Annotated in this window: 27 protein-coding genes and 1 tRNA gene; 13 read left to right on the top strand and 15 right to left on the bottom strand. The window is 63.0% G+C overall.

Annotated elements, in window-relative coordinates; genetic code table 11:
• Positions 1-6: 6 nt before the first annotated feature.
• The 3 genes from QNM96_RS12120 to QNM96_RS12110 all read right to left on the bottom strand — a co-directional run bounded on the left by QNM96_RS12120 (position 7) and on the right by QNM96_RS12110 (position 1,829).
• Positions 7-732, bottom strand: coding sequence for an Sjogren's syndrome/scleroderma autoantigen 1 family protein (locus QNM96_RS12120; protein WP_283836647.1), 726 nt, complete (start codon positions 730-732; stop codon positions 7-9).
• A gap of 83 nt (positions 733-815) precedes the next feature.
• A complete protein-coding gene (locus tag QNM96_RS12115; RefSeq protein WP_283836645.1) occupies positions 816-1,271 on the bottom strand; it encodes a GNAT family N-acetyltransferase in 456 nt (151 codons plus the stop codon).
• A gap of 108 nt (positions 1,272-1,379) precedes the next feature.
• On the bottom strand, positions 1,380-1,829 hold the full coding sequence (locus QNM96_RS12110) for a TIGR00725 family protein (RefSeq protein WP_283836644.1): 450 nt from the start codon (positions 1,827-1,829) through the stop codon (positions 1,380-1,382).
• A 141-nt stretch (positions 1,830-1,970) separates the two neighbouring features.
• On the opposite strand from QNM96_RS12110, the gene mdh reads away from it, so the two are divergent.
• On the top strand, positions 1,971-2,885 hold the full coding sequence (gene mdh, locus QNM96_RS12105; RefSeq protein WP_283836643.1) for a malate dehydrogenase: 915 nt from the start codon (positions 1,971-1,973) through the stop codon (positions 2,883-2,885).
• Positions 2,886-3,050: 165 nt separating this feature from the next.
• The gene (locus tag QNM96_RS12100) at positions 3,051-3,590 is read left to right on the top strand and encodes a DUF4399 domain-containing protein (RefSeq protein WP_283836642.1); all 540 of its coding nucleotides are present in this window, start codon (positions 3,051-3,053) and stop codon (positions 3,588-3,590) included.
• Between the two features lie 212 nt (positions 3,591-3,802).
• Here QNM96_RS12100 and QNM96_RS12095 read toward each other — a convergent pair whose 3' ends face one another.
• Positions 3,803-5,251 carry a cytochrome P450 gene (locus QNM96_RS12095; RefSeq protein ID WP_283836641.1) on the bottom strand — a complete coding sequence of 483 codons (1,449 nt, stop codon included), beginning with the start codon at positions 5,249-5,251 and terminating at the stop codon, positions 3,803-3,805.
• An 80-nt stretch (positions 5,252-5,331) separates the two neighbouring features.
• Between QNM96_RS12095 and QNM96_RS12090 the strand changes: the two genes are divergently transcribed.
• A complete protein-coding gene (locus QNM96_RS12090) occupies positions 5,332-5,988 on the top strand; it encodes a helix-turn-helix domain-containing protein (protein ID WP_283836640.1) in 657 nt (218 codons plus the stop codon).
• Between the two features lie 13 nt (positions 5,989-6,001).
• Here QNM96_RS12090 and QNM96_RS12085 read toward each other — a convergent pair whose 3' ends face one another.
• Positions 6,002-6,247 (bottom strand): ferredoxin, encoded by a 246-nt coding sequence (locus QNM96_RS12085; RefSeq protein ID WP_283836639.1) that lies wholly within the window; start codon positions 6,245-6,247, stop codon positions 6,002-6,004.
• Positions 6,248-6,351: 104 nt separating this feature from the next.
• On the opposite strand from QNM96_RS12085, the gene QNM96_RS12080 reads away from it, so the two are divergent.
• The 3 genes from QNM96_RS12080 to QNM96_RS12070 all read left to right on the top strand — a co-directional run bounded on the left by QNM96_RS12080 (position 6,352) and on the right by QNM96_RS12070 (position 10,765).
• Positions 6,352-8,769, top strand: coding sequence for an ATP-dependent DNA helicase (locus tag QNM96_RS12080; RefSeq protein ID WP_283836638.1), 2,418 nt, complete (start codon positions 6,352-6,354; stop codon positions 8,767-8,769).
• Entirely contained in the window at positions 8,769-9,317 is a 549-nt protein-coding gene (gene cgi121 / locus QNM96_RS12075) for a KEOPS complex subunit Cgi121 (protein ID WP_283836637.1), read from the top strand. Before QNM96_RS12080 ends, cgi121 begins: the two co-directional genes overlap by 1 nt.
• 77 nt (positions 9,318-9,394) lie before the next feature.
• Positions 9,395-10,765 (top strand): NADH:flavin oxidoreductase, encoded by a 1,371-nt coding sequence (locus QNM96_RS12070; RefSeq protein WP_283836636.1) that lies wholly within the window; start codon positions 9,395-9,397, stop codon positions 10,763-10,765.
• A 6-nt stretch (positions 10,766-10,771) separates the two neighbouring features.
• Here the strand turns inward: QNM96_RS12070 and QNM96_RS12065 are convergent, their stop codons facing one another.
• On the bottom strand, positions 10,772-11,491 hold the full coding sequence (locus QNM96_RS12065) for a rhodanese-like domain-containing protein (protein WP_283836635.1): 720 nt from the start codon (positions 11,489-11,491) through the stop codon (positions 10,772-10,774).
• Between the two features lie 124 nt (positions 11,492-11,615).
• Positions 11,616-11,688, bottom strand: a tRNA-Gln gene (locus QNM96_RS12060).
• Between the two features lie 308 nt (positions 11,689-11,996).
• On the opposite strand from QNM96_RS12060, the gene QNM96_RS12055 reads away from it, so the two are divergent.
• The 3 genes from QNM96_RS12055 (at position 11,997) to cysE (ending at position 14,118) form a co-directional block, all read left to right on the top strand.
• Positions 11,997-12,587, top strand: coding sequence for an IMP cyclohydrolase (locus QNM96_RS12055; protein WP_283836634.1), 591 nt, complete (start codon positions 11,997-11,999; stop codon positions 12,585-12,587).
• A gap of 80 nt (positions 12,588-12,667) precedes the next feature.
• Positions 12,668-13,375 (top strand): metallophosphoesterase family protein, encoded by a 708-nt coding sequence (locus QNM96_RS12050; RefSeq protein ID WP_283836633.1) that lies wholly within the window; start codon positions 12,668-12,670, stop codon positions 13,373-13,375.
• Positions 13,376-13,608: 233 nt separating this feature from the next.
• Positions 13,609-14,118, top strand: a complete 510-nt coding sequence (gene cysE / locus QNM96_RS12045) for a serine O-acetyltransferase (protein ID WP_283836632.1) — start codon at positions 13,609-13,611, stop codon at positions 14,116-14,118.
• A gap of 159 nt (positions 14,119-14,277) precedes the next feature.
• Here the strand turns inward: cysE and QNM96_RS12040 are convergent, their stop codons facing one another.
• Both QNM96_RS12040 and QNM96_RS12035 read right to left on the bottom strand, forming a co-directional pair.
• A complete protein-coding gene (locus tag QNM96_RS12040) occupies positions 14,278-14,685 on the bottom strand; it encodes a hypothetical protein (RefSeq protein ID WP_283836631.1) in 408 nt (135 codons plus the stop codon).
• 131 nt (positions 14,686-14,816) lie between these two features.
• Positions 14,817-16,226 (bottom strand): phosphoglucomutase/phosphomannomutase family protein, encoded by a 1,410-nt coding sequence (locus QNM96_RS12035; protein ID WP_283836630.1) that lies wholly within the window; start codon positions 16,224-16,226, stop codon positions 14,817-14,819.
• A gap of 150 nt (positions 16,227-16,376) precedes the next feature.
• Between QNM96_RS12035 and QNM96_RS12030 the strand changes: the two genes are divergently transcribed.
• The gene (locus QNM96_RS12030) at positions 16,377-16,970 is read left to right on the top strand and encodes an NADPH-dependent FMN reductase (RefSeq protein WP_283836629.1); all 594 of its coding nucleotides are present in this window, start codon (positions 16,377-16,379) and stop codon (positions 16,968-16,970) included.
• Positions 16,971-17,028: 58 nt separating this feature from the next.
• Here QNM96_RS12030 and QNM96_RS12025 read toward each other — a convergent pair whose 3' ends face one another.
• From QNM96_RS12025 to larB, 3 genes are all read right to left on the bottom strand, one after another.
• A complete protein-coding gene (locus QNM96_RS12025; RefSeq protein ID WP_283836628.1) occupies positions 17,029-17,277 on the bottom strand; it encodes a GIY-YIG nuclease family protein in 249 nt (82 codons plus the stop codon).
• Between the two features lie 98 nt (positions 17,278-17,375).
• On the bottom strand, positions 17,376-17,525 hold the full coding sequence (locus QNM96_RS12020; RefSeq protein ID WP_283836627.1) for a hypothetical protein: 150 nt from the start codon (positions 17,523-17,525) through the stop codon (positions 17,376-17,378).
• A gap of 135 nt (positions 17,526-17,660) precedes the next feature.
• The gene (gene larB, locus QNM96_RS12015) at positions 17,661-18,434 is read right to left on the bottom strand and encodes a nickel pincer cofactor biosynthesis protein LarB (protein WP_283836626.1); all 774 of its coding nucleotides are present in this window, start codon (positions 18,432-18,434) and stop codon (positions 17,661-17,663) included.
• A 239-nt stretch (positions 18,435-18,673) separates the two neighbouring features.
• Here larB and QNM96_RS12010 point away from each other — a divergent pair, with 239 nt between their 5' ends.
• Positions 18,674-18,841, top strand: coding sequence for a DUF1931 family protein (locus QNM96_RS12010; protein WP_005578700.1), 168 nt, complete (start codon positions 18,674-18,676; stop codon positions 18,839-18,841).
• A 276-nt stretch (positions 18,842-19,117) separates the two neighbouring features.
• On the opposite strand, the gene fni is transcribed toward QNM96_RS12010, so the two are convergent.
• Positions 19,118-20,182 (bottom strand): type 2 isopentenyl-diphosphate Delta-isomerase, encoded by a 1,065-nt coding sequence (gene fni, locus QNM96_RS12005; protein ID WP_283836620.1) that lies wholly within the window; start codon positions 20,180-20,182, stop codon positions 19,118-19,120.
• Between the two features lie 151 nt (positions 20,183-20,333).
• Here fni and QNM96_RS12000 point away from each other — a divergent pair, with 151 nt between their 5' ends.
• Both QNM96_RS12000 and QNM96_RS11995 read left to right on the top strand, forming a co-directional pair.
• Positions 20,334-20,735: a hypothetical protein gene (locus QNM96_RS12000; RefSeq protein WP_283836619.1), complete on the top strand. Its 402-nt coding sequence runs from the start codon at positions 20,334-20,336 to the stop codon at positions 20,733-20,735.
• Between the two features lie 77 nt (positions 20,736-20,812).
• Entirely contained in the window at positions 20,813-21,463 is a 651-nt protein-coding gene (locus QNM96_RS11995; protein ID WP_283836618.1) for a hypothetical protein, read from the top strand.
• A 21-nt stretch (positions 21,464-21,484) separates the two neighbouring features.
• On the opposite strand, the gene QNM96_RS11990 is transcribed toward QNM96_RS11995, so the two are convergent.
• Entirely contained in the window at positions 21,485-22,054 is a 570-nt protein-coding gene (locus QNM96_RS11990) for a hypothetical protein (protein ID WP_283836617.1), read from the bottom strand.
• 106 nt (positions 22,055-22,160) lie between these two features.
• Positions 22,161-22,895, bottom strand: a complete 735-nt coding sequence (rpiA, locus tag QNM96_RS11985; protein ID WP_283836616.1) for a ribose-5-phosphate isomerase RpiA — start codon at positions 22,893-22,895, stop codon at positions 22,161-22,163.
• Positions 22,896-23,024 lie beyond the last annotated feature (129 nt).

Raw genomic sequence — 23,024 nt, 5'->3', positions numbered from 1 at the left:
CGGTCCTTACCGCAACGCCGACAACGCCTCGCTCGCCTCGCGGGCGGCCTCGAGGCACTCTTTGGCGTACCGCGGGTCGTCAGTTTCGGCGGCTTTCCGTGCGAATCGCTCGAGGGACTCGACCAGTGCGTCCTGTGCGACCTCGAGGTCGCCGTCGACGGGGGCGGGAGACGAACGGCTGTTGCCGGCAGGGTCTCGACTCGACCGGTCCCCAGAGGGGGTTCGAGACCGATCGAATGGTTCATCTCGAGCGTCGGACGGCTGAGCGGCCGTTTCGTTCGCGTTCGACGGCTCCGGTTCGTTCCGCGGTTGAGCGGGCGTGGCTCGAGACCCTGTCGATCGGTCGTTCGAAACCGATTCGGTCGGTTCGGGCCCGGATTCGGGAGCGTCGACGGTTCCGGATGCGCCTTCGGCGGTAGCGGGGTCAGCGCTATTCGATTCTGGTGATGCCGTCTGACCATCCGAAGCGTCAGTTCCTCGAGCGTCCTCTTCGGCCGACTGGTCGGCCACGGACGCCTCGACGCCCTCGGCGGTGCCGTGACAGGACGGACAGAACGTCGTTCCGTTCTGCTGGAAGAGCGGATCGCCGCAGGTGTTACAGTGGGTGTTGGTCATCCGCGCCCCCTTGAGCAGGAGGTCGCTCATCCGCTGGGTCGCCTCCCGCTCCTGTTTGTCGCGCTCGTACTTCTCTCGAAGCTTCTCGCGCTCGGCTTCCTTGTCGAAGTCGCTCATACTCGTCTCAACGGGCTGGAACGTCGAAAAGGCTACGAAGAGGGTTGAAGGGTTTGAGAAATCGGATACGAGCGACCGCGTCGCTATCGCTCCTCGCCCGTTCGGCGGTACATTCCCTTCGATTCGGGTCGCGTCTCCTTGAACCCGAACCGGTCGTAAAAGCCGTCGGTGTCCGCCATCAAGTTGACGTACGCCCGAGGAGGGGCGTTCTCCTCGAGGTGCGAAACGAGCGCGGCCATCATCGCCGTTCCGAGGCCGTTTCCCTGGTGTTCGGGACGGACCGCCAGGTCGCCAATCTGGAAGACCGTCCTGCCGTCGCCGATGATTCGCCCCATCCCCACGACCTCGTCATTGGGCCCGTACGCGACGGTCACGCCGTAAAGAGAGTTTGGAAGGCCGCGTTCGATTCCCTCGCGCGAGCGAGCCGGAAGTCCGGCGGCGTCGCGAAGCTCGGCGAACTGCTCGAGCGTCGGGAGGTCTTCGCGAAGGTCGTAAGATTCGGGAATGGTGGCGAAACCGCTCTCGGCATCACTAGTCATACCGGAAACGAGGGGTCCAGCAACCGAAGGAGCGCCGGCTTCGACGCAGCGACGACCGGCGACGGCGGCCGCCGGTAACGTCGACCGGTAAGTCCCTCGAGCCAGACATTATCTCTCCGCGACAGCTCGCTCGAGCGTCGCGACCGCCTCCTCGGGCGTCTCGACGGCATCGACGCCGGGAATCTCGTGGGTGTCGATTCCGACGACCGGGCGGTCGTACACCTGTGCGAAGCCGATTTCCGAGAGGGTCCCCGCACTGCCTGCCAGCGCGACGACCCCTTCACCATTCATCGGAACGAGGACGTTTCGGGCGTGACCCAGTCCCGTCGCAATCGCCGTGTCGACGTACTCGTTCGCATCGGTCCGACGATCCGTCGGGAGGATCCCGATGGTCGCTCCGCCTTCGGATTTCGCCCCGCGACAGACCGCTTCCATCGTCCCGCCGAGACCGCCACAGACGACGGTGTGGCCGTTTCGCGCCAGTGCCTTCCCGACCGCCACGGCAGTTCCCTCCTGTTCGTCGGTAATCGTTCCGCCGCCGACCACGCTGACTCGCATACTCGAGTCTCAAGGGCCGGCTGTATGATCGGTTCGGTCTCAGTCAGGAAGTCGACGAACACCAGTTCGATGATCAGTAAATCGTACAAATCGACGGGTTTCGACGGATTTAACGCGAGGGACGGTGCACCATTACGTGGTATGACGAAAGTTAGCGTAGTCGGCGCGGCCGGGACGGTCGGGGCCGCCGCAGGCTACAACATCGCGCTTCGGGACGTTGCAGACGAGCTCGTCTTCGTCGACATTCCGGACAAGGAAGACGACACGGTCGGACAGGCCGCCGACGCGAACCACGGCGCGGCCTACGACTCCAATACCGTCATCCGACAGGGCGGGTACGAGGACACCGAAGGATCAGATGTCGTCGTTATCACGGCGGGTATTCCACGGCAGCCGGGACAGACCCGTATCGACCTCGCGGGCGATAACGCGCCGATCATGGAGGATATCGGTTCCTCACTCGCCGAGCACAACGACGATTTCGTCACGATCACGACCTCGAACCCCGTCGACCTGCTCAACCGCCACCTCTACGAAACCGGCGACCGGGCGCGCGAGCAAGTGATCGGCTTCGGCGGCCGACTCGACTCCGCGCGATTCCGGTACGTCATCGCCCAGCGCTTCGACGTTCCCGTTCAAAACGTCGAGGCGACGATCCTCGGCGAGCACGGCGACGCGCAGGTTCCCGTCTTCTCGAAGGTTCGGGTCAACGGCCGGGATCCCGAGTTCACCGCCGACGAAAAGGAAGAACTCCTCGAGGAGCTTCAGACCTCCGCGATGAACGTCATCGAGAAGAAAGGCGCGACCGAGTGGGGTCCAGCTACCGGCGTCGGCCACATGGTCGAGGCCGTCATCCGCGACACGGGCGAAGTGCTCCCCGCGAGTGTCACGCTCGAGGGCGAGTTCGGCCATGAGGACACCGCCTTCGGCGTGCCCGCCAAACTCGGTTCGAACGGAATCGAAGAGATCGTCGAATGGGACCTCTCGGAGTTCGAACGCAACGAACTCGGCGAAGCCGCGGAGAAACTCTCCGAACAGTACGAGAAGATTTCCTAACTCGCGTCGATCGGCGCGACCATTTCTCGAGCCCGGCGTATCCGGGTCTCGAGCGACGTTTTCCAGAGAGGACAGTAGCAGGATTTCTCGACTATATCAATTGAGGAGACTGTCGGGTATCTCGACACCGGTGATTTCATACCCGTTCGCGAGAATAATACAATCATGGCTCCCGAAAACACAACGTACACACGGAGAAGATTCAGCGCTCTCGCGGGCGTCGGTATCATCGGACTGAGCGGCTGTCTCAGCGGAGACGATGACGACGAGCCGGAAGACGACGACGAGGAACCGAGCGAAGACGACAACGGCGAAGACGATAACGGCGAAATCGACGTCGGAGACCAGCCCGACGACGCAAGCGCGGTGTTTACGGCACCCGAGGACGGCGACACCGTCGAGTCGCCGGTCGAAATCGAGGCGGAAGCCGAGGGCATCGAACTCGCGCCAGCAGGAGAAGCCACTGAAGGTGAGGGACACCTGCACGTGCTGGTCGATCACGAGGGCTTCGAAGAAGGCGAAACCATCCCCGGACCAGGTGACGAAGCCGAAGCGGACGGTATCTATCACTGGGGTGACGGACAGTCCAACGGAGAGATCGAACTCGATCCCGGCGAATATGATCTAACCCTCCAGATCGCCGACGGACCGCACCGCGCCTTCGGTGAAACCGACGAAATAACGATCACCGTCGCGGAGGAGTGAGGAAGTCACTCCGTCGAAACGATTTCACCGCAAAACGACCCTACATCGAAACGATCCCGAAAAACGAGCCACTTCGTACTTGACGGCACTTTCGTAGACGACGTGCGGCCGAGATTTGAACGACGTTCGGGAGGTGATTCCGATTCAGCCGTTCCGACCGACCGTGTCCCTCGGCCGAGAGTCGGTGCCGACCTGGTTGAACGAGCGCCGCGTTATCGCTTCCGCACTCGCGCCTCGAGCGGGCCGGGATCGAGCGTCACACCGAGCGACGGCTCGAGGGTCTCCGTGAGGCGGCCGAACTCGACGCGGCTGACGATCGAGGCGAGGGCGAGTTGGAGTTCGACCATCGCAAAGCGCATTCCGAGGCAGTGGCGAGGCCCTCCCCCGAAGGGAAAGTACGCGTACTCGGGCCGATCGGTATCGGCGAGCCACCGCTCGGGGTGGAACGCCTCGGGGTCGTCCCACCAGCGTTCGTCGCGGTGGATACCGTACGCCGAGAGCTGGAGGGTCGTGTCGGCCGAAATTCGATACCCGGCGAGCACCGCGTCCGTGAGTGGTTCGCGATAGACGCCCGTTACCGGCGGGTAGAGACGCATCGCCTCCCTGAGAACGGCTTCGGTGTACTCGAGGCTGGCGAGGTCGCCGACTGCGGGGTCCCGATTGTCACAGACAGTCTCGAGTTCCGACTCGAGTTTTTCGCGAAGGTTTGGATTGCCTGCGAGGAGCCAGCACGCGACCGCGAGCGTGGTCGAAGTCGTCTCGTGACCGGCGAAGAGGAACGTGACGAGTTGATCTCGGATTTCGTCGGGCGAGAGTCGCGAGCCGTCCGGGTACTCCGCTCGAGCTAATACAGAGAGGAGGTCGTCACCCGTTGTGTCCGTCCGGCGTCGCTCCGTGACCAGTTCGGTGACGAGTTCCTCGAGGCCGGCCATCGCGGTCTCGTACTCGCGACCGACGCGGTCCGGAACCCACGACGGTATGAGCGAGCCGACAGCGAGGCGGCGGGGCGACGCATACTCGTTGACTGCGGTCGCCGCCCGCGTGACGGTTCGCGTGCGGTCGTCCTCGAGCGGGAGATCGAACAGCGTCCGGGCGAGAACGCGGACGCTGTAGGTCGCCAGACCGTCCCGAAGCGAGACGATGTCGCCGTCGTCCCACCCGTCGACGAGCGCGTCCGCCTCCGCGACCATCTCGTCGGCGACGGCGTGAATGCGATCGGGCGTAAACGACGACTGCAACAGGGTTCGCTGTCGACGCCACCGCTCGCCCTCCGTGAACGCGATTCCGTCGGGGGCGATGAGTTCGCCGAACTCGGTCTCGAACTCGCCTTTGTCGAACTCGTCCGATCGCGAGACGAGGACGGCCTCCACGACGTGGGGGTCGTAAACGAGGGCGAACTCGGTACCGTAGGCCCCGTAGGAGACGATATCACCGTACTTCCTGGCAGACTCGAGGAACGCGATCGGGTCGCGGGCGATCGAAAGCGTGCTCCCGATCAACGGAAGGCCGCGCGGTCCCGGCAGTCGGTCGGCGCTCGAGGGATCGGTGTTGGAGCCATCTACGCTCGAAGAAGTAGAAGTCGAGTGCTCATCGCTCGAGGAATCTGCCGCCAGCGACGCGGCATCGTCGGAGCGGAGCGAGTGCGGTTCGGTATCGGACATGTTCGTACGCAGGATGGGAAAGATGGTCGGCGTTTGCCCGAAGCACTGAACTTCTTTATTATAGAGCGTGACCAGCGAGTATGCAATCGACGGATCTAACGCTCCGACTGCCCGACCGAATGCAGCTGCCGGTTCCCAGGCCCGATTCCGAACTCGAGTTTCGCCGCGAGGAACTGCTTTCCTGGCACGTCGATCCCGAGACCGAGCGGGTGCGATTCCTCTCGCTGATCGTCGGCGACCGCGACAAAATCCGGGAGACGGCAACCGACCTGACCGTTGTCCACCGGTTCGAGATTACGCCCGTCGACGAGGACACGTTCTACGGCTACGCCGAGATGGACCTCCGGGGGGCCGACGAGGCGTTACTGGGAACGTTCGACGACTCCGGGCTCGTGATCGTGCCGCCGATCATCTACACCGGTCGCGAGAGCGTCCACGTTACCGTTCTCGGCGAGCCCGACGCGCTCGCGGGGCTGGTCGAACGCTTCCCCGATGACGTCGGCGTCGAGGTCGAGCGGGTGAGCGACCACCAGCGGAAAGCCGAGACCCTCGCCGGGCGACTGACCGCACGACAGTTCGAGGCGATGGAGACGGCTCGAGAACTTGGCTACTACGATATCCCCCGAACCGGATCGCTGGCCGAGGTTGCGGCGTCGCTCAAGTGTTCTGAAAGCGCGGCCTCGACGCTCCTGCGGACGGTCGAGTCGAAGCTTGTCGATGCAGCGTTACGACGGTGAGAAACGGAGCTACCTACGGAATCAACTGCTCGCCGTCGTCGTCGTAGATCGCGATCGCGTCGACGGGACAGGTCCGAGCGGCAAACTTCGCGTCGAGTTCCGCGTCGTCTGGCACCTCACGAACGAACATTCCCTCTTCTTTCTCTTCGCCCCCTTCGAGAACCGCCTTCCCGGCGGACTTGTCCTTCGAGAAGGCGTCCCATTCGGCGACACACTGGTACATGCCGATACACGTGTCTTCGTCGAATTCGACTTGCATACGCGACGGTTCGGGAGTCTTCGACATACCGCTTCCGGACCGAACCGGGTCCAAACCCGGCGAGAGACGATACTTTAAACCGCGGGACGGCACAAGAGCGAGTAATGAACGTCGAGGAGCTGTCGGGGCTCCCGCCGGGGGCGCTCGAGCACTTTCAGGACGAGGGGATCGAGGAGTTGTACCCACCGCAAGCCGAGTCCGTCGAAGCGGGGATCCTCGAGGGGGAGAGTCTCGTCGCCGCCGTGCCGACCGCGAGCGGGAAGACGATGATCGCCGCCCTCTCAATGCTTTCTGCGGTCCAGCGCGGGGGGAAGGCACTGTACATCGTTCCCCTCCGCGCCCTGGCAAGCGAGAAAAAGGCCGAGTTCGACGCCTACGAGGAGTTCGGCGTCACGACGGGCGTGACGACCGGAAACTACGAGTCGACCGACGAGTGGCTCGCCACGAAGGACCTGATCGTCGCGACCAGCGAGAAGGTTGACTCGCTCGTGCGAAACGGCGCGGACTGGCTCTCGGATCTCACCTGCGTCGTCAGCGACGAGGTTCACCTGATCGACGACCGGAACCGGGGACCCACCCTCGAGGTAACCCTCGCGAAGCTCCGGGAGCTAAACCCCGGATTGCAGACGGTCGCACTTTCGGCGACAGTCGGCAACGCAGACGAAATCGCGGACTGGCTCGAGGCTGACCTCGTCGACACGGATTGGCGACCGATCGACCTCCAGATGGGGGTCCACTACGGCAACGCCCTCGAGTTCGACGACGGCTCGACGAGAGAGGTTCCCGTCGAAGGATCCGAAAAGCAGGAGGCCGCTCTGGTCCGGGACATTCTACAGGAGGGGGGTTCGTCGCTCGTTTTCGTCAGTTCGCGTCGAAATGCAGAAGCCGCAGCGCGGCGACTTTCGCAGGTCTCGAAGCCGGAACTCACCGACGAGGAACGGAACGAACTGTCGGAACTCGCCGACGACATTCGGGACGTCAGCGATACCGAGACGAGCAAAGACCTCGCAGACTGCGTCGAACGCGGGGCCGCCTTTCACCACGCGGGACTCGCAAGCGAACACCGAACGATCGTCGAGGACGCCTTTCGCGACCGACTGCTCAAGATGATCTCCGCGACACCGACGCTCGCCGCCGGCGTCAACACGCCCGCCCGGCGCGTGATCGTCCGCGACTGGCGGCGGTTCGACCCCACTGCCGGCGGCATGTCGCCGCTGGACGTTCTCGAGGTCCACCAGATGATGGGTCGGGCCGGACGGCCCGGGCTCGATCCCTACGGCGAAGCCGTCCTGCTCGCGAACAGCCACGACGAGCGCCAGGAGCTGTTCGATCGGTACGTCTGGGGCGAACCGGAACCCGTTCGCTCCAAGCTCGCCGCCGAACCCGCGCTTCGCACCCACGTTCTCGCGACCATCGCCTCCGGATTCGCTCGGACACGCCGAGGATTGCTCGAGTTCATGCAGGCGACACTCTACGCGAGCCAGTCGACGGAGGGGAACCGACTCGAGACGGTCACCGACGACGTGCTCGAGTACCTCGAGTCGAACGACTTCATCGACCGCGAGGGCGGACCGACGACGACAGGAACAGGAGGGGCGACCGACGAGCAAGCAGAACCCGCGACCGACGCGTTTGTTTCCGCCGCGGAGCTTACGGATGACGAAACCGGCAGCGACAGGGATCATGATGCTGGCAGCGAGGTCGAACTCACCGCCACCAGCCTCGGACACACTGTCTCGAGGCTCTATCTCGATCCCATGACCGCCGCGGAAATCGTCTACGGGCTCGAGTCGGCGGACGATCGACCGACGGCCCTCGGGCTCTACCAGCTGATCTCGAGAACGCCGGACATGTACGAACTGTACCTCCGTTCCGGCGAGGACGAGACCTTCGGCGAACTCTTCTACAAGCGCGAGACCGAACTGCTCGGCGACGCGCCCAGCGAGTACGAGGACGGTCGGTTCGAAGATTGGCTCGCCTCGCTGAAGACCGGCAAACTGCTCGAGGACTGGGCCGAGGAACGCGACGAGGAGTGGCTCACCGACGAGTACAAGATCGGGCCGGGCGACCTCCGCGGGAAGGTCGACACCGCCGAATGGCTGCTCGGCGCGGCCGAATCACTCGCGAACGAAATCGGAAGCGAGTGGACCGTCGCGGTCCGAGAGGCCCGCGCCCGCGTCGAACACGGCGTGAGCGAGGACCTCCTCGAGTTGGTTTCGGTTCGGGGCGTCGGCCGCAAGCGCGCGCGCCAGCTCTACGACGTCAGCATCGAAGGTCCTGCGGACCTCCGAAACGCCGACAAGGGAGTCGTCCTCGCGGTGCTAAAAGGGGAGAAGACGGCCGAGAACATCCTCGAGAACGCCGGCCGTGAAGATTCGTCGATGGACGGTATCGAACCGCGAACGGACCTCGAGGGCGTCGAAGTGACGACGAGCGCGGGGAGCGACCGATCCGAAACGACAGCGGAGAACAGCGGAGCTGACGAAACCGATGACGACCAGGCCAGTCTGGGTGATTTCTGATGGAGTTACTCGAAGGCCGACTCGAACTCGAGGATTTGGACGCGTTCGTCGCCCGACTCGGCGAGTTGGGTGACCGCCACGGGGTCACGATTCAGGCCTTCGACGCGAGCTATATCGCCGGCGAACGCCACCTCGAGCGCTCTATCGAGCTGGCGGACCGAGCACGCGAGCGCGGCGAGAACGTCGCCCGCGATCGGGCCGTCGAAATCCTGCTGTACGCCGCCGGGCGCAGACAGATCGACCGAGCGCTCGAGATGGGCGTCAGCGAGGGAGGGAACCGCGTTGTCGTACTCTTCGATGCCGGTGGCAACGGCGAGGGCAGCGGAGATGATCGCGAAAACAGCGACAGTGGCGAAAGCGGCGAAACGCGGGCCCGCAAAGAGGTAATCGAAGCAGAACAGTTCGATCCCGAGCCGACGCTCGAGGGTCCGAACGAAGAGACGCTCCAGTCGTACTTCGACATTACGTCGGCCGAACGTGAGGCAACCGACGCGGGACTCGAGGATCTCGTCTGCGAGCGAGTTGCGTTGCTCGAGGTCGAAAAGTAGTCACCGGTGAGAGGGGTGACCGCACTCAGACTGCGACTCGACACTACGTTCTTGGTACTTCCGCCTGAATATACACCATGGCCAGTCTCGAGGATCCGATCGAAATTGGCGGAGTGCGGGTCCCGAATCGACTCTATCGAGCGCCGTTACTCGAGTGCGCCGGAAACGGCCCCGGCGCCATCGACGCGCTGATCGAGGATCTCGAGCCCGCGGCGGAATCGGGGGTCGGGCTCATCTGTCAGGGAGCGACCATCGTTCGCGGCGAGGGCGGGTGTGCCGCGCCGGGAATGACTCGCGTCCACGACCCCGAGTTTGTATCCCGATTGTCGCGGCTCACCGATCGAATTCACGAACACGGCAGTCGGATCTTCGTCCAGCTCGAACACGGCGGCCTCCGGAGTATGGAAACCTGGCACGCCGAGCACCGCGCCGAGAATCCGGATCTCGAGCAACTCGCCGTATCGAAGCCGCCGTGGCAGTTGCGAGTGCTCGATCGGCTCGGGTTTCTCTCCTGTGATCCTCACGTGCTGACGACCGAGGAGGTGTACGAACTGGCCGCGGACTTCGGCAGATCTGCAAACTACTGTATCGAAGCGGGCTACGACGGCATCCACCTCGCGGGGGCGAACATGGGGATTATCCAGCAGTTCCTCTCGCCGTTCTACAACCGCCGGGAGGACGAGTTCGGCGGGAGCCCCGAGGCTCGCCTCGAGTTTCTCACGCTGGTTCACGACGAAATTCGCGACCGGGCGGGGGACGTTCCGCTGTTGACGAAAGTGCCGGCCGAGACCGCCGCGCCGCCGTGGCCGGTCGTCCGGCGGACCCTCTCGCTCGAGGACAGTATCGAAATCTGCCGTCGACTCGAGAAAATCGGTTACAACGCCGTCGTTCCCGTCAACGCGTCGGTCGTCTGGGACATGAGCATCGTTCGCGGTGAATACCCCGACCGAGCCTGGGCGAACGAGGCGATGGTCGAGGGGTACGACGCGGCCTTCGGCGGTCCCAATCGCCGACGGCTCGTCGCCGCGGCGAACTGGGTACAATCGCTACAGTACGATTTCGAATCGGCCTGGAACGAAGGATTCTGTCGACGGGTTCGCGACGAAGTTTCGATTCCGGTACTCGCCGAAGGCGGAATACGGGAGCGGGACGAAATGGATCGGTTGCTCGGCGACTCGAGTCGTCAATCGGGTTCGAGCCGAAACGGCGGGTCGGCGGCCAGCGACATGGTCGGCATGGCTCGACCGTTCTACGCCGAGCCGAAACTGGGTGCGCGACTGCTCGAGCCCGAATCGGCCGAGACTCGCTTGCTGTGTGAAAGTTGCAACAACTGTACGGTGCCGCAAGTGACCGGCGCACCCGGTATCTGTCGAACGCCAGCCGTGCTCAGCGAACGCGGCGAACTCGAGCGCGCCGGCGTATACGAACGAGAAAGACGTGGGGGGTGAGACGGCTCAGCTATCGGCGGTAACGGGTTCGTCAGTCAACTCCTTGAGCGTGCCTTCGACGGTGTAATCGGGTGCCTCGACGATCAGTTCGGAGTCGTCAGTCAGATCGGGGAATCGGATTTCGGTTTCGTAGATTCCGTCGCCGTCGATTGGGGCGACCTCGTAGCTTCCGCCGTCGGCGGTAGAGATGTGGACGTACTCGTCCTCGTGGGACGGATCCGATTCGCCTTCGATCTCGTACGTTTCGACATCGGCATCGGCTTCGTTATACTCCGTCGGATAGCCAGCTTGTTCCCAGCCGTTGTAGCCTTCGTCGATCGCATAGACGTCTTCGAATCCGTCCGCCTTGAGATCGGCTCCGCGCCGGACGGCGAGCGAGTGCGGACAGTCACAGTAGGTTACGACCCGCGTGTCGGTCGACCAGTCGTCGGTCGGGTCGTCCCCTTCGTTATCGATTCCCGGACTCAGGACGGCACCGGGGATGTGTCCGGCGTCGTACTGACTGACGCCGCGGGTATCAACGAACTTCGCCTCGTCTTCCTCGAACCACTCGTGAACGTCCTCCGCGGGAGCGAGCGGGATCTCCGTTCCCTCGAAGGAGTCGGTTTCGTACTCCGACTCGTCCCCATCGCCGCTATCATCGTCACTCCCGAACTCGTCGAGACATCCGGCAGTGGTCGCGAGGGATCCACTCCCGGCGATAGCGAGAAACGATCGTCTATTCATACCATCGTGTACGAAATGTATTTAAATAGTTCTTCCGACAGATCGGACGCCGGTTGAGACCCCCTTGTTTCGACTGGAGAACAGGAGAGGGGAACGGTAAACTGCTCGAGTTGAAGTAAGAGGATAGTCCATCCTGGATTCGAACCAGGGTCTCGGCCCCCAGAAGGCAGAAGGATTGGCCACTACCCTAATGGACTTCGTGCGACCATAGATTGGGGAGGGTATAGTTTATCGCTTTCGGTTTGTAACCATTCAAATCCTGAGACGGGGCCGGGTTCAGTAGCGAATCAAAGCGAAAACGAACCGAGACGGATAATTCGTACTACGTTCCAGACGTGCGCGAGTGACCTTGTTCGATCCTGTGACAATTTGCACAAAGAACGATACAGTGGTCTATTTCAGTGCGTATGCGCTCCATCGATCGATTATCCGAAATTAGTTCGGACGAGGACGCAAATCAAATCAGAACCGATACCCCTTTTCCGCTCTCTGTCCATCCCCGAGTATGTACGTTGGACGCTTCGTCGTCGTCGGCCCCGATGTGGGAGCCTACCGCGTCTCCTCGCGGTCGTTCCCGAACCGAAAGATAACCGCTCGAGAGGACGCCTTGACCGTCGGCCCAACTGAAGACGCACCGGAGACCGACAATCCGTACGTCGGGTACAACTGCCTTCGCACGGTCGAGACCCCGAAAGGGGAGACGGCCGCCTTCGGAAACGGGTCACACGTCGATCCGATCGCGGAGAAACTCGAGCGGGGCTATCCCGCGCGGGACGCGCTCGCGACGAGTTTGCTCGCGCTCGACTACGAAAAAGACGATTACGATACGCCGCGGATCGCCGCGACGATCGGTGCGGACGGCGAGGCGCTGATCGCCACGGTTCGGAAGGACTCACTCATCGTCAAAACCGTCGAGGAGCCGACGCTCGTCGCGACCTACGAGACGGACACTCCCGGAGCGTTCGAGTTCGAAGCCACGAGTGCCAAAGAGGCCGCAGGCGAGGCCTACGACCTCGAGTTCGAACACGCCGTCTGTGCGGCGGGCGTCGTCCGAACCGAAGACGGGTTCGAGACGGCGATCGAAAACGGCGACTGATCGGCGGCGCTGCTTTTCCCAGCCGAGGTCACCGCCGAACCGCAGGAAGCTACAAACGCCTCGAGCGAGTTGTGTCTCCCATGAACGTCGGCCTCATTTCCGACATCCACGGCAACCGGATCGCCCTCAAGGCCGTCCTCGAGGACATGCCGCCGGTCGACGAGCTGGTGTGTGCCGGCGACGTGGTCGGCTACAATCCGTGGCCGGCCGAGTGCGTGGAAGCTCTCCGAGAAGGCGCGATGTTGAGCGCCGTCGGGACGCGGACGGGAGAGCCACGCGATCGCGACGTTCCGACGGTGATCGGAAACCACGACGCCGCCGTCGTCGAGGGAACGTCGTTCCGATTCAACGGAATGGCCCGCGCCGGCGTCGAACACGCGCAGGCGGAACTGACCGACGACCAGCGCGACTGGCTTAGATCTCTGCCCGAAGAACGCGTCGAATTCGACGGCCGAATGAAGCTGATCCACGGCCACCCCGACGATCCGGATCGGTACACCCGTCCGGAGGACTTCTCGCCGCGACTGCTCGAGGACGAGGATATCCTCATCCTTGGCCATACACACGTCCAGCACGTCGAGACGTACGCGGAGGGGATCGTCGTCAATCCGGGGAGCGTCGGACAGCCTCGAGACGGCGATCCGCGGGCGGGGTACGCCGTCGCGGATCTCGACGCCATGACCGTCGAAACCCATCGCGTCGAGTACGACATCGAGAGCGTTCAGGAGGCCGTCGACGCGGCCGGGCTTCCCGACCGTATCGGGACGCGACTCGCTCGAGGGAAGTGATCTAACGAACCTCGAAGCGCGAGAACGCTTGAAAGAGCGACCTCGAAGGGGTTTTCACAAAGCCGTTCGTGAGGTGGTGATATGGTAACCGCCTGCCACATCGGCCGAATCGACAGGAATCGACGGCGAACGACTGTGGCACGGTGTTGTAGCCGGCCCAGTATTGGGGATCGACTCGAACGGGCAAAACGGGTTGCTCACGAACAGCCGAGTTGGACGTCACACGAGAGCCGATGATCGGGCGAATACGCGAGGACGCGCTCACGATGTGCAATCGCGACCCCGCCGCAACCGGCTGTCTCGAGGTCGTGCTCTGTTACTCCGGATTGCACGCCGTCTGGGCGCACCGGATCAATCACCGGCTCTGGAATCTGGGTTTCAAGCTTCTCGCTCGAGTGTTCTCGCAGTTCGTCCGGTTCCTCACCGGCATCGAAATCCACCCCGGCGCGTCGATCGGACGGCGCGTAACGATCGATCACGGAATGGGCGTCGTAATCGGCGAGACGGCCGAAATCGGTGATGACGTGCACATGTATCACGGTGTCACCCTCGGCGGGGACACGAACAAACCCGTCAAACGACACCCGACGCTCGAGGACGGGGTCCAGATCGGGGCGAACGCGACGCTGTTGGGCGACATTACGATCGGGGAGAACGCGGCGGTCGGTGCTGGGTCGGTCGTGACGAGCGACGTGAGCCCGGAGACGACCGTCGTCGGCGTTCCCGCCGAGCCCGTCAACTAGAACGCAATTCCGGGGTCACAGCAGTTCAGGAATCGAACTGCTCCCAGATAGCGCCAATCCGGTCGTACACCTCGGGAGCGACCACCCGTGAGAGCAAATATAATTACTGGTCGCGTCTGTATCCCTGTTCGTTCCGCCTTATCCCTGCTCGTTACGACCTTATTCCTGCTCGTCGTCGACCGTCCCACCCGATCCCGGCGGCGTCCCTTCGCCAGTGACGCCGTCGTCCTCCTCGAGGCTCGCATCCATCTCATCACCGTTGGCGAAGCTATCATCGTCAGAGTGTGCTTCGCCACCGACATCGTCATCGGACGCCTCCACCGCAGGATCGGAGGTGTACGCAAGCTCTAGCGTGAGCTTCGCCGTACACTCCATGCGCCCCTCGTCGAGTTCCGTCTCACCTTCCTGCTGGTCGAGATACCCGTTACAGCGGTTGTGCTCGACGACGTTCATCAGCGTCGCCGCCGAGCCACATTCCGGGCAGTCGAGGTAGTAGTTTCCGTCGTCGTTCTGGTGCCAGGCGTCCGGCTCGAGTTCCATCCGGGCGACACCCGCCTGATCGCTCATGGAGACTGATAGGACGGTGAGACGGGTAAATTCGGACCCGGCAAACGCAACCAGGCGAAGTGTGATCGCCACCACGAATGGGGGAGAAACTGCCGAATGAGTCGTCCGCGGATTGTGGCGAGCGAGTCGTCTCAGACCAACGGCTCGAGCAGTTCCTCGCCAGCCGCGAGCAACTCCTCGATTCGTTCCTCGTCGGTCGCTTCGGCGTAGACTCGAAGCACGGGTTCGGTACCGCTCGGGCGAACCAAAAGCCACGAGCCGTCCTCGAGCAGGAGTTTGAAGCCGTCCGCGGTGTTTACGTCCCCGACCGCTGTTCCAGCGACCGTTTCGGGGATTTCCTCCTCGAGATCGAGGAGAACGCGCTCTTTTTCCGACTCCGGGCAGTCGACGCTGACCTTGTCCTGCGTGACGGTACCGTGTTCCTCGAGCAATCGATCGACGCGGTCGTCGAGCGGTTCCTCCGCGTGCATCGCCGCCGCGAGGAGGGCCATCAGGACGCCGTCTTTCTCGCGGACGTGGCCGCGAACCGTGAACCCGCCGGACTCCTCGCCGCCGACGACCGCGTCGTGGTCGGCCATCGCCTGGGCGACCCACTTGAAGCCGACGGGAACCTCGTGGACGGATTCGTCGTGTGCGTCGGCGACCCGATCGATCAGGTAAGTCGTCGACACGGTTCTGACCGCAGCGCCGTCGTTCGACTCGAGCAAGAAGTCATAGAGCGCGGCGAAAAACAGGTTCTCGTCGAGATAGCCCCGTTCGGGAGTGACGATTGCGAGACGATCCGCGTCGCCGTCGTTCGCGATGCCGAGGTCGACATCGGAGCGATCGTCCTCGGGTTCTCCCGAAACGATCTCGATCAACTCCTCGAGATTCTCGGGGGCGGGTTCGGGGCCGGTTCCGCCGAACTCGGGATCGAGGTCGCAGCGCAACCGGTTGACGGCGGCACCGGCATCCTCGAGGAGCCGATCTGTCGTCCCTCGACCGCTCCCGTGCATCGCGTCGTAGGCGACGGTGAGATCGGATATGGCGGCGCGAGTTCGAGTCGTCTCCTCGAGAACGTCCATCGCGGCCTCGGCGTGGGAGTCGACGAAATCGACCTCTCGGGCGGAGCCGTGTTCGGAGGCCGGAAGCGGATCGGGTTCAGCGAGCCGATCGGCGACGGCGTCCATCACGTCCGGGAGCGCAGGTGCGCCGTCTTCGGGGATGAACTTGACGCCGTTGTACTCTGGCGGGTTGTGCGAGGCGGTGACGACGAGCGCGCCGGCGAGATCCCTGTCGACGATAGCATGGGCGATCAGCGGCGTCGGGCGGTCGCGATCGCTGAGTAGAACATCGAACCCGTTCGCACAGAGGACACGCGTCAGTTCCTCCGCGAATCCGCGCGAGGTTTCCCGGGCGTCGTATCCGATCGCGACGGGTGCCTCGAGTCCCTCGTCCCGGAGATACGTTGCAACTGCCTGTCCGACTATCCGCACCCGAGGCGTGGTGAACTCCTCGAGTGTCGCCCGCCAGCCGTCGGTTCCGAACGAAATCGTCTCCATAGCGCGAGTATCAGCGGCCGGTGCGAAAAAAGCGACGACGTGCATCCGTTTCGAAGAATCGGCGGTTCCAGGCCGCTGTTCGAATCTCCGAACGACGATTGGGGACTCGAACGGCGATGACGTTTTCCCAACCGAGATGATAATCCACCTATGACACGTGGTCCCTCCGTCCTCGCCGTTTCCGGTAGCCTTCGGGACGAAAGCTACACCCGAACGGGGCTCAAATACGCCCTCCGGGCCGCTGAGCAAGCGGGTGCACAGACGCGTCTTCTCGATCTTCAGGAGTACGACCTCCCGCTCTACGACCCGGATATCGAAGGGCAGGGAGACGGCACGGAAGTCAAGCGGCTCGTCCGTGAAGCGGATGCCGTCGCGCTCGGAACACCGGTCTATCACGGCTCGTACTCCGGCGTTCTGAAGAACTTCCACGACTATTGTGGATTCGACGAATACGAGGACACGACCGTCGGGCTCCTTGCGACCGCCGGCGGCGGCAGTTACGGCTCGACGCTCGATCACCTGCGTATCACCGTTCGAGGGGTTCACGGCTGGGTGCTCCCACATCAGGTCGGTATCCGCGGCGCGTCGGGAGAGTTCGATGCCGACCCCGATGCGATCGACGGGCGGGCGTTCGTCGATCCGAGCCTCCAAAATCGCGTGGAGAAACTCGGACGGATGCTCACCGAGTACGCCTTCATCGAACCCGACGTGAGTTCGCCGCGGACGGCGAACACGGACGATTAGGGAGCCGGCGGCGGCAGGATCTGGGGTACTCGACGGGGCAGATCATCGACAGACCGGCTCAATCGAGGTCGACGAGCTGTTCCTTTTCGGTTCTCGAGCACTGCTTGATCTCGTACTCACGCGACATCGCAGCCGACTTCGAGTCGTATCGCTCGTGATAGACGAGCTCAACGGGCGTTCGCGGTTTCGTGTACTTCGCACCGTCACCAGCGTTGTGTTCGGCGACGCGACGCTCGAGGCCCGTCGTATAACCCGTGTAAAGGCTCCCGTCGGCACACTCGAGGACGTAAACGACGTGATCACTCATCGAGTATCGGTTCGCCGGCGGCGACAAAAAGTCCGACCTTTACCGTGTTCGGGGACGGTTCAGCGGTTGCGTGGTGATCGTCTCTGTTCGCGTTGGGATCAGACGCGTCGAGCGCGTTCTCGTGCAGCTTCTGCGATTCCTGCGTTCGCCGAGCAGCTGGTACACGCGTGGACGTCACCGTGTTCGTCTGCAAACACGCGAACGAAGCGCTCCGAGACGTGCGCACTGCAGTGGTTACACTCTGGCATAGTTCACCGGCGTTTGCCGGCACGTAGAAATAATCGGTAGTGTACTAAATAACCTTCCCCTATCGAAGACTCATATTTGGGCTATAGAAGAATATTTTTCCGGTATCAGTTATTCAGCGGGGTCGTCAAAAATCATTATCCCTCATTCGACTGTGTCACAGCTCGATCGACGGCCTGTGCGATAAGCGCCGCCTGGGCTCCAGCGACGAAGCCGGCATCGATGTTGACGACCGAAAGGACGGTACAGGACTGGAGCATGCCAGCGAGAGCGGCCTCACCATCGCCACCGTATCCGTAGCCACTCGAGACGGGCACGCCGATCACGGGTGCATCGATCAGTCCGGCGACGACAGTCGGCAACGCACCCTCGCGGCCGGCGACCACGATCACGACGTCCGCTGCCCGCAATCGATCGACTTGATCGAGTATGCGGTCGAGCGCGGCAACGCCGACGTCGTCGAGTCGGTCCACGGTCGCCCCCGCATCTTCACAGACGACCTGTGCCTCGTCGGCGACCGGGGCGTCGACGGTCCCTCCGGTCGCGATCGCGACCGTCGCTTCGAGCGACGGACGTTCGTACTCCGCTGTTCGGACGAGAGCCGATGTGCTCCAGTGATCGATGGTCGCGTCGGGTTCGGTGTCGTCGATAGCGGACTCGAGAACCCTGATTTGCTCATCCGAAAGTCGAGTTATGAGCGCTCGTCCCGTCGTTTCGAGTGCGGTCGTCGACAGCGACGCGACCGCTTCGGGTGATTTTCCCTGAGCGAAGATCGCTTCGGGAATCCCGCGTCGCTGTCGACGGGTCGCATCGAATCGACCGGCGTCGTCGGTGACGTACCCGGCGAGCTCGGCTTCGGCCTGGGCCGGGGAGAGAGATCCCTCCGCGACGGCCTCGAGAAGTTCGCGCATATTCGTTCTCGTCGGCGCACCTACTCGAATCCGTCGGCACTCGTTGCAAACCCACTCGAGGACCGCGCGCGAGCAGGTCTTCGGGGTATTTAGCCGGTCAGAGACCGATCGAAAACTCATAGGACATATATTTTCCGGTGAAATCAGGCGTCGGAACCGACGAATTGGCCCCTGCAGACCCGGTATTGGCGGTAGTAACCGAAACAATTATAAGAGGGAAACGGAAACGAACATTTCGTATGGCAGATCTGATCGTCAAAGCCGCCGTAAAAGAAGCGCTCGATGATAAGAACGTCGCCTCGGACTTCTACGAAGCACTCGACGAGGAAGTCGACGAGCTTCTCGAAGACGCAGCACGACGTGCCGAAGCAAACGACCGGAAGACGGTCCAGCCCCGCGACCTGTAAGGATCGCCCGCTAAAAATTTTTATTGGCGCTACAGTGCAGAGCGACGGCACCAGTCAGTGCCAGACCAACGACACCGTTCAGCGCAGAGCAATAGCACTGTCCACTCGAGACCACTAGCACTATCTAACGGAGAGCAACGGTCCCACGTTCGTCGCAGTTGTCTCGGTCCGGCGGAACTGTACTGGTCGCGTCGACAACGAACTCGGCCAGAAGCAACGGAACAGGAAAATCATCGTCGAACAGTTCAGTCTCTTATCGTCAGGGCGAAACCGGGCTCAGTGCTGGCGGCGTTGCTCGAGGTACTCCTTCGTCCGCCCGAGGACGACGTAATCGTTCCCCTGAAGCGCCGCGATCGATGCCGAGCCCGTAACGAACATCGCCGTCCGAAGCTCGAGCGAGAGCGTCTCGATCAGATCGACGACTGCATCGGTTCCCTGCCCGGCGGGGGCGAGAAACGGCTTCGCCAGGCCGCCGGCTCGAGCACCTAGTGCGATCGCTTTCGCGATGTCGAGTCCGGACCGAACGCCGCCGCTCGCGATCACGCAGTCGTGGGATTCGGCGGCCTCTAGCGTGCTGACCGCGGTCGGGACGCCCCAGGCGCGAAACAGCTGGCCGATCTCCTCCTGTCGGTCGGCACCGACCGCGGCGGCCCGGTACGATTCGATCCCGGACCACGTCGTTCCACCTTTTCCCGCAACGTCGATGGCGTCGACGCCTGCCTCGGTGAGCCGTCGAGCCGCATCCCTCGAGATGCCGTTGCCCGTCTCCTTGACGACCACGGGGACGCTTAGTTCGTCGGCCACGTGTTCGATCTCTGCGAGACAGCCGCGGGCGTCGATATCGCCCTCGGGCTGGACGGCTTCCTGCAGGAAGTTGAGGTGGATTGCCATCGCGTCCGCTTCAATCATCTCGACGGCGCGTTCGACGTCTTCGATATCGTACTCAAGCAACTGGGCGGCGCCAACGTTGCCGTAGAGGAAGGCGTCGGGTGCGACGTCTCGAACGACTGTGTAGGACTCGAGCAGATCCTCGTCGGTGAGCTCGAGGCCGGCACGTTGGCTGCCGACGCCCATGGCGATCCCCGTCTCCTGGGCGGCCTCAGCGAGCGCTCGGTTGAGCTTCGTCGTGTTTGGGTGGCCGCCGGTCATGCTCTCGATGACGATCGGAGCGGCCAGTTCGTGCCCGAACAGCGTCGTCGACGTGTCGATTTCGTCGCGATGAATCTCGGGAAGCGCGTCGTGGACCAGGTCGATATCTGCGAATCCCGTTCCCGACGTCTCGACGTCTTCTTCCTGAATGATACGAATGTGGTCGTCTTTCCGGTCGGAAGTCTCGGGCATCGGTTCGTCTCTACTACGCCAGTAGCCGACGAGAACTGAAAAGGTGTCTATTCGGGCCGGCGGTTCCGTGGGGCGGGAGAATCCACGGTAATAGGCCAAGAACGCTCTGTTACCGGGAATATTTTTGTTGGTTACTAGCAAACATCAGTCTATGAAACGACTTCTGCTCGTGGCGGTTGGCCTCCTCGAGATAGCGTTCCCAGACCGAATCGTCGCCTCGGCGGAACGGGTGGCGTTCGACAACCCCGGCGAGGGTCAGCTGCAGCCGTGGACCATTCCGATGGCTCGCCTCGAGGGACTGTTCTTTTGCTGGCTCGTCCTCACGGGGAGGGCAAAGGCACCCGCGGTCAGTCGGACTCTCGGAATCCTCGGCGTGCCGGCGTTTCTCTTTCCGCGACGGTTCGTCACGCTCGCGCTCGGAATGGCCTACGAGAATCCCGACGAACTCGAGTTGAAGCCGTGGGTGGTTCCCGTAACGCGATTTCTCGGCGTCTGTTACGTCGCCGTCGCGTTGTTTGCGGGCAAAGCGAGAACCGACACAGCCGGAGAGTGAAGAGGAGCCGAGATCGACGAGCGAACGACGAAATCGATGAGCGGACCACGAATGGCGGACTCGAGCGGAGTTCTCGAGTGGAAACGAAGGGGGTTCGGTGCGGGCTCGAGGGGAAACAAAGGGGGTCCGACAGGGGAAATTCCCCGAACCGAGAGGCGGACTTCGACCGGAGCCGCCGCCGACTCGCGGAGGTCCTCATCGGTGAGGGAAACCACCCGAACGGCGACGTCGACGCCGCCCGTTCCGATCTGGCATGGGACGACGTCCATCCCGTCGATGAGCGGACGGCCGTCACGGCAGGAGTGATCGCGAACGAGATCGACACCCGGCCGTCGCTACGGTACGCGGGTTTCCGTCGGGAGAGTACACGGAAATCGTGGCAGACATTGCGACAAACCGCGTCGAACTCGGCGCGGATTCGGCCACCTCACCGTCCGCTGGTTCGCCGGCGAGACCGACTCCGACCGGCCGGAGCTCTCCTTTCATCGGCGGTCGAGGCAGATACCCCGATCCTTGAGGTCGGGGTTGTTGACTATAGCGACGGCACTGGTGGCTTCGGTTGGCACCACCATCCACAAGAACACGTCGAAGGGTGGGGACAGTTCCAGGAGCGGAGTGACTCCGAAACGGCCTACACGTACGAGTCCTACGCGTTCTCCTCGAAAAATCCGACGCGAGTCGTTTGGGAAGCAATGTCTCGACTCACGTCCAAACTCGAGGCCGAGTGAAACGAATGGGAACCAGACGAATCAGGCGAAAAGAACGATGAGAATCGCAACGATAAGGAGTTCGCCGCCGACGAGAATCAAAAGAACGAGCCACTCCATGTTTCGCTTCATCCAGCCGTCAAACCGTCCTCGAGCGGAGACACCCACGTCCTGCGAAGCGTCGGTCTCCTCGTGCCGTTCGGGCGCGTACTCGCTCGCGACGATCCACCCCGATTCGGGGTCGAACGACGCCGGAATCCGCGAGCCGATCAGCTCCTCGAGTTCGAGCGGCGAAACGCCAGCCACCTCGAGAAACCGGAGGAATTCCTCGCACTCCTCGAGCGAGCCGTGTTTCGGGCCGTCGAAATACTTTGTGAAGTCGGTGTCGCCGTGGGGCGTCTCCATCTCGACGGCGATCGAGGAACCGCCCTCGGGCGAGGAGACGTCGACGACGATTAGCTCGTCTTCCATGTCGTTGCGATAGGCCTCCTCGAGCCGGCGTTTGACCGACTCGTCGACGATTCCCATCGGCGACGCTCGAGGCGCGTCGGCGGCGCTATCGGACGCTTCGATCTCGGCGTCTCGCTCGTCCTCGATCGTTCGACGCGCCATTCGCCCGCTAGTACGATGGAGGGAAAAATAAGCGTACAGGTCGGCGACACGTACGCCCTGGAGGCGACGGTCGGGTTGGCCGGGTACCAACGGACACACCAATCGCTCAGTACTCCCGAACCTCGACGCCGGTCTCGGTCCCGATGTAGGTCGCGTCCGTCCGCCCGACGAACAGCCCGTGCTCGAGAACCCCCGGAATCGACGCGAGTCGGCTCGCGAGTCGTTCGGGGTCCTCGATCGGGCCGAACGAACAGTCGAGCACGAGGTTGCCATTGTCCGTGACGACGGGGCCGTCCTTGTGTTCAGCCTCGCGAAGCGTCGGCTCGCCCTCGAGCTCTTGAACTGTGTCGGCGACGGCCGAATGGGCGTCGGGCACCACCTCGAGCGGAATCGGCCCCCCGAGCCGGTCGGCGAGCTTCGAGGGGTCGGCGACGACGACGAACCGGTCGGCCGCGGTGTCGACGAGTTTTTCCCGCATGTGGGCCGCCCCGCCGCCCTTGATCAGGTCGCCGTCGCCCGCGTCGGATCTGTCGAGGACCTGTTCGTCGCCGTCCCCGGTATCGACGACCCGATCGGCTCCGTCGATGGCCAGATCGACGCTCGAGATGGCGTCAAGCGAGGTGAGGGGAATGCCAACCTCGAGCGCGAGTTGGCGTGATTGAAAGGACGTGGGGATGCCTTGTATCTCGAGTCCGCCCTCGACCATCTCGCCGATCGCCCTGATCGCGTGGGCCGTCGTAGAGCCGGTTCCCAGTCCGACAACGAACCCGTCTTCGACCTCCTCGGCGGCGCGTTCGCCCGCCCGGCGTTTCGCCTCGTCGGAACCGCCCGTGCGTTTCATGTCTCGAGCACTGTGGGGAATCGGCAAAAACGTTGCACCTCCGGTCGAACGGGGCCAAACGACGAGCGCGAAACAGTTCGCGGCTCTCGGAAACCCCGCGAAGATTTTTCGCCGGGGATGTAGAGGGGA

The sequence above is a fragment of the Halostagnicola sp. A-GB9-2 genome (assembly GCF_030068615.1).
Taxonomy (GTDB): domain Archaea; phylum Halobacteriota; class Halobacteria; order Halobacteriales; family Natrialbaceae; genus Halostagnicola.
Note: the sequence above shows the minus strand (reverse complement) of the source record. Positions and strands in the feature narration are given on the sequence as shown.

Bases quoted from the DNA above. Each gene is read 5' to 3' on its own strand.
- QNM96_RS12085 (WP_283836639.1), bottom strand. From the start codon at position 6,247: ATGCAAGTCGAATTCGACGAAGACACGTGTATCGGCATGTACCAGTGT.
- QNM96_RS12000 (WP_283836619.1), top strand. From the start codon at position 20,334: ATGAAACGACTTCTGCTCGTGGCGGTTGGCCTCCTCGAGATAGCGTTC.
- QNM96_RS12030 (WP_283836629.1), top strand. From the start codon at position 16,377: ATGACACGTGGTCCCTCCGTCCTCGCCGTTTCCGGTAGCCTTCGGGAC.
- QNM96_RS12050 (WP_283836633.1), top strand. From the start codon at position 12,668: ATGAACGTCGGCCTCATTTCCGACATCCACGGCAACCGGATCGCCCTC.
- QNM96_RS12110 (WP_283836644.1), bottom strand. From the start codon at position 1,829: ATGCGAGTCAGCGTGGTCGGCGGCGGAACGATTACCGACGAACAGGAG.
- QNM96_RS12120 (WP_283836647.1), bottom strand. From the start codon at position 732: ATGAGCGACTTCGACAAGGAAGCCGAGCGCGAGAAGCTTCGAGAGAAG.
- QNM96_RS12040 (WP_283836631.1), bottom strand. From the start codon at position 14,685: ATGAGCGATCAGGCGGGTGTCGCCCGGATGGAACTCGAGCCGGACGCC.
- larB (WP_283836626.1), bottom strand. From the start codon at position 18,434: ATGCGCGAACTTCTCGAGGCCGTCGCGGAGGGATCTCTCTCCCCGGCC.
- QNM96_RS12095 (WP_283836641.1), bottom strand. From the start codon at position 5,251: ATGTCCGATACCGAACCGCACTCGCTCCGCTCCGACGATGCCGCGTCG.
- rpiA (WP_283836616.1), bottom strand. From the start codon at position 22,895: ATGAAACGCACGGGCGGTTCCGACGAGGCGAAACGCCGGGCGGGCGAA.
- fni (WP_283836620.1), bottom strand. From the start codon at position 20,182: ATGCCCGAGACTTCCGACCGGAAAGACGACCACATTCGTATCATTCAG.
- cgi121 (WP_283836637.1), top strand. From the start codon at position 8,769: ATGGAGTTACTCGAAGGCCGACTCGAACTCGAGGATTTGGACGCGTTC.
- QNM96_RS12080 (WP_283836638.1), top strand. From the start codon at position 6,352: ATGAACGTCGAGGAGCTGTCGGGGCTCCCGCCGGGGGCGCTCGAGCAC.
- QNM96_RS11990 (WP_283836617.1), bottom strand. From the start codon at position 22,054: ATGGCGCGTCGAACGATCGAGGACGAGCGAGACGCCGAGATCGAAGCG.
- QNM96_RS12100 (WP_283836642.1), top strand. From the start codon at position 3,051: ATGGCTCCCGAAAACACAACGTACACACGGAGAAGATTCAGCGCTCTC.
- QNM96_RS12115 (WP_283836645.1), bottom strand. From the start codon at position 1,271: ATGACTAGTGATGCCGAGAGCGGTTTCGCCACCATTCCCGAATCTTAC.
- QNM96_RS12070 (WP_283836636.1), top strand. From the start codon at position 9,395: ATGGCCAGTCTCGAGGATCCGATCGAAATTGGCGGAGTGCGGGTCCCG.
- QNM96_RS12055 (WP_283836634.1), top strand. From the start codon at position 11,997: ATGTACGTTGGACGCTTCGTCGTCGTCGGCCCCGATGTGGGAGCCTAC.
- QNM96_RS12025 (WP_283836628.1), bottom strand. From the start codon at position 17,277: ATGAGTGATCACGTCGTTTACGTCCTCGAGTGTGCCGACGGGAGCCTT.
- QNM96_RS12090 (WP_283836640.1), top strand. From the start codon at position 5,332: ATGCAATCGACGGATCTAACGCTCCGACTGCCCGACCGAATGCAGCTG.
- cysE (WP_283836632.1), top strand. From the start codon at position 13,609: ATGATCGGGCGAATACGCGAGGACGCGCTCACGATGTGCAATCGCGAC.
- QNM96_RS12020 (WP_283836627.1), bottom strand. From the start codon at position 17,525: ATGCCAGAGTGTAACCACTGCAGTGCGCACGTCTCGGAGCGCTTCGTT.
- mdh (WP_283836643.1), top strand. From the start codon at position 1,971: ATGACGAAAGTTAGCGTAGTCGGCGCGGCCGGGACGGTCGGGGCCGCC.
- QNM96_RS12035 (WP_283836630.1), bottom strand. From the start codon at position 16,226: ATGGAGACGATTTCGTTCGGAACCGACGGCTGGCGGGCGACACTCGAG.
- QNM96_RS12010 (WP_005578700.1), top strand. From the start codon at position 18,674: ATGGCAGATCTGATCGTCAAAGCCGCCGTAAAAGAAGCGCTCGATGAT.
- QNM96_RS12065 (WP_283836635.1), bottom strand. From the start codon at position 11,491: ATGAATAGACGATCGTTTCTCGCTATCGCCGGGAGTGGATCCCTCGCG.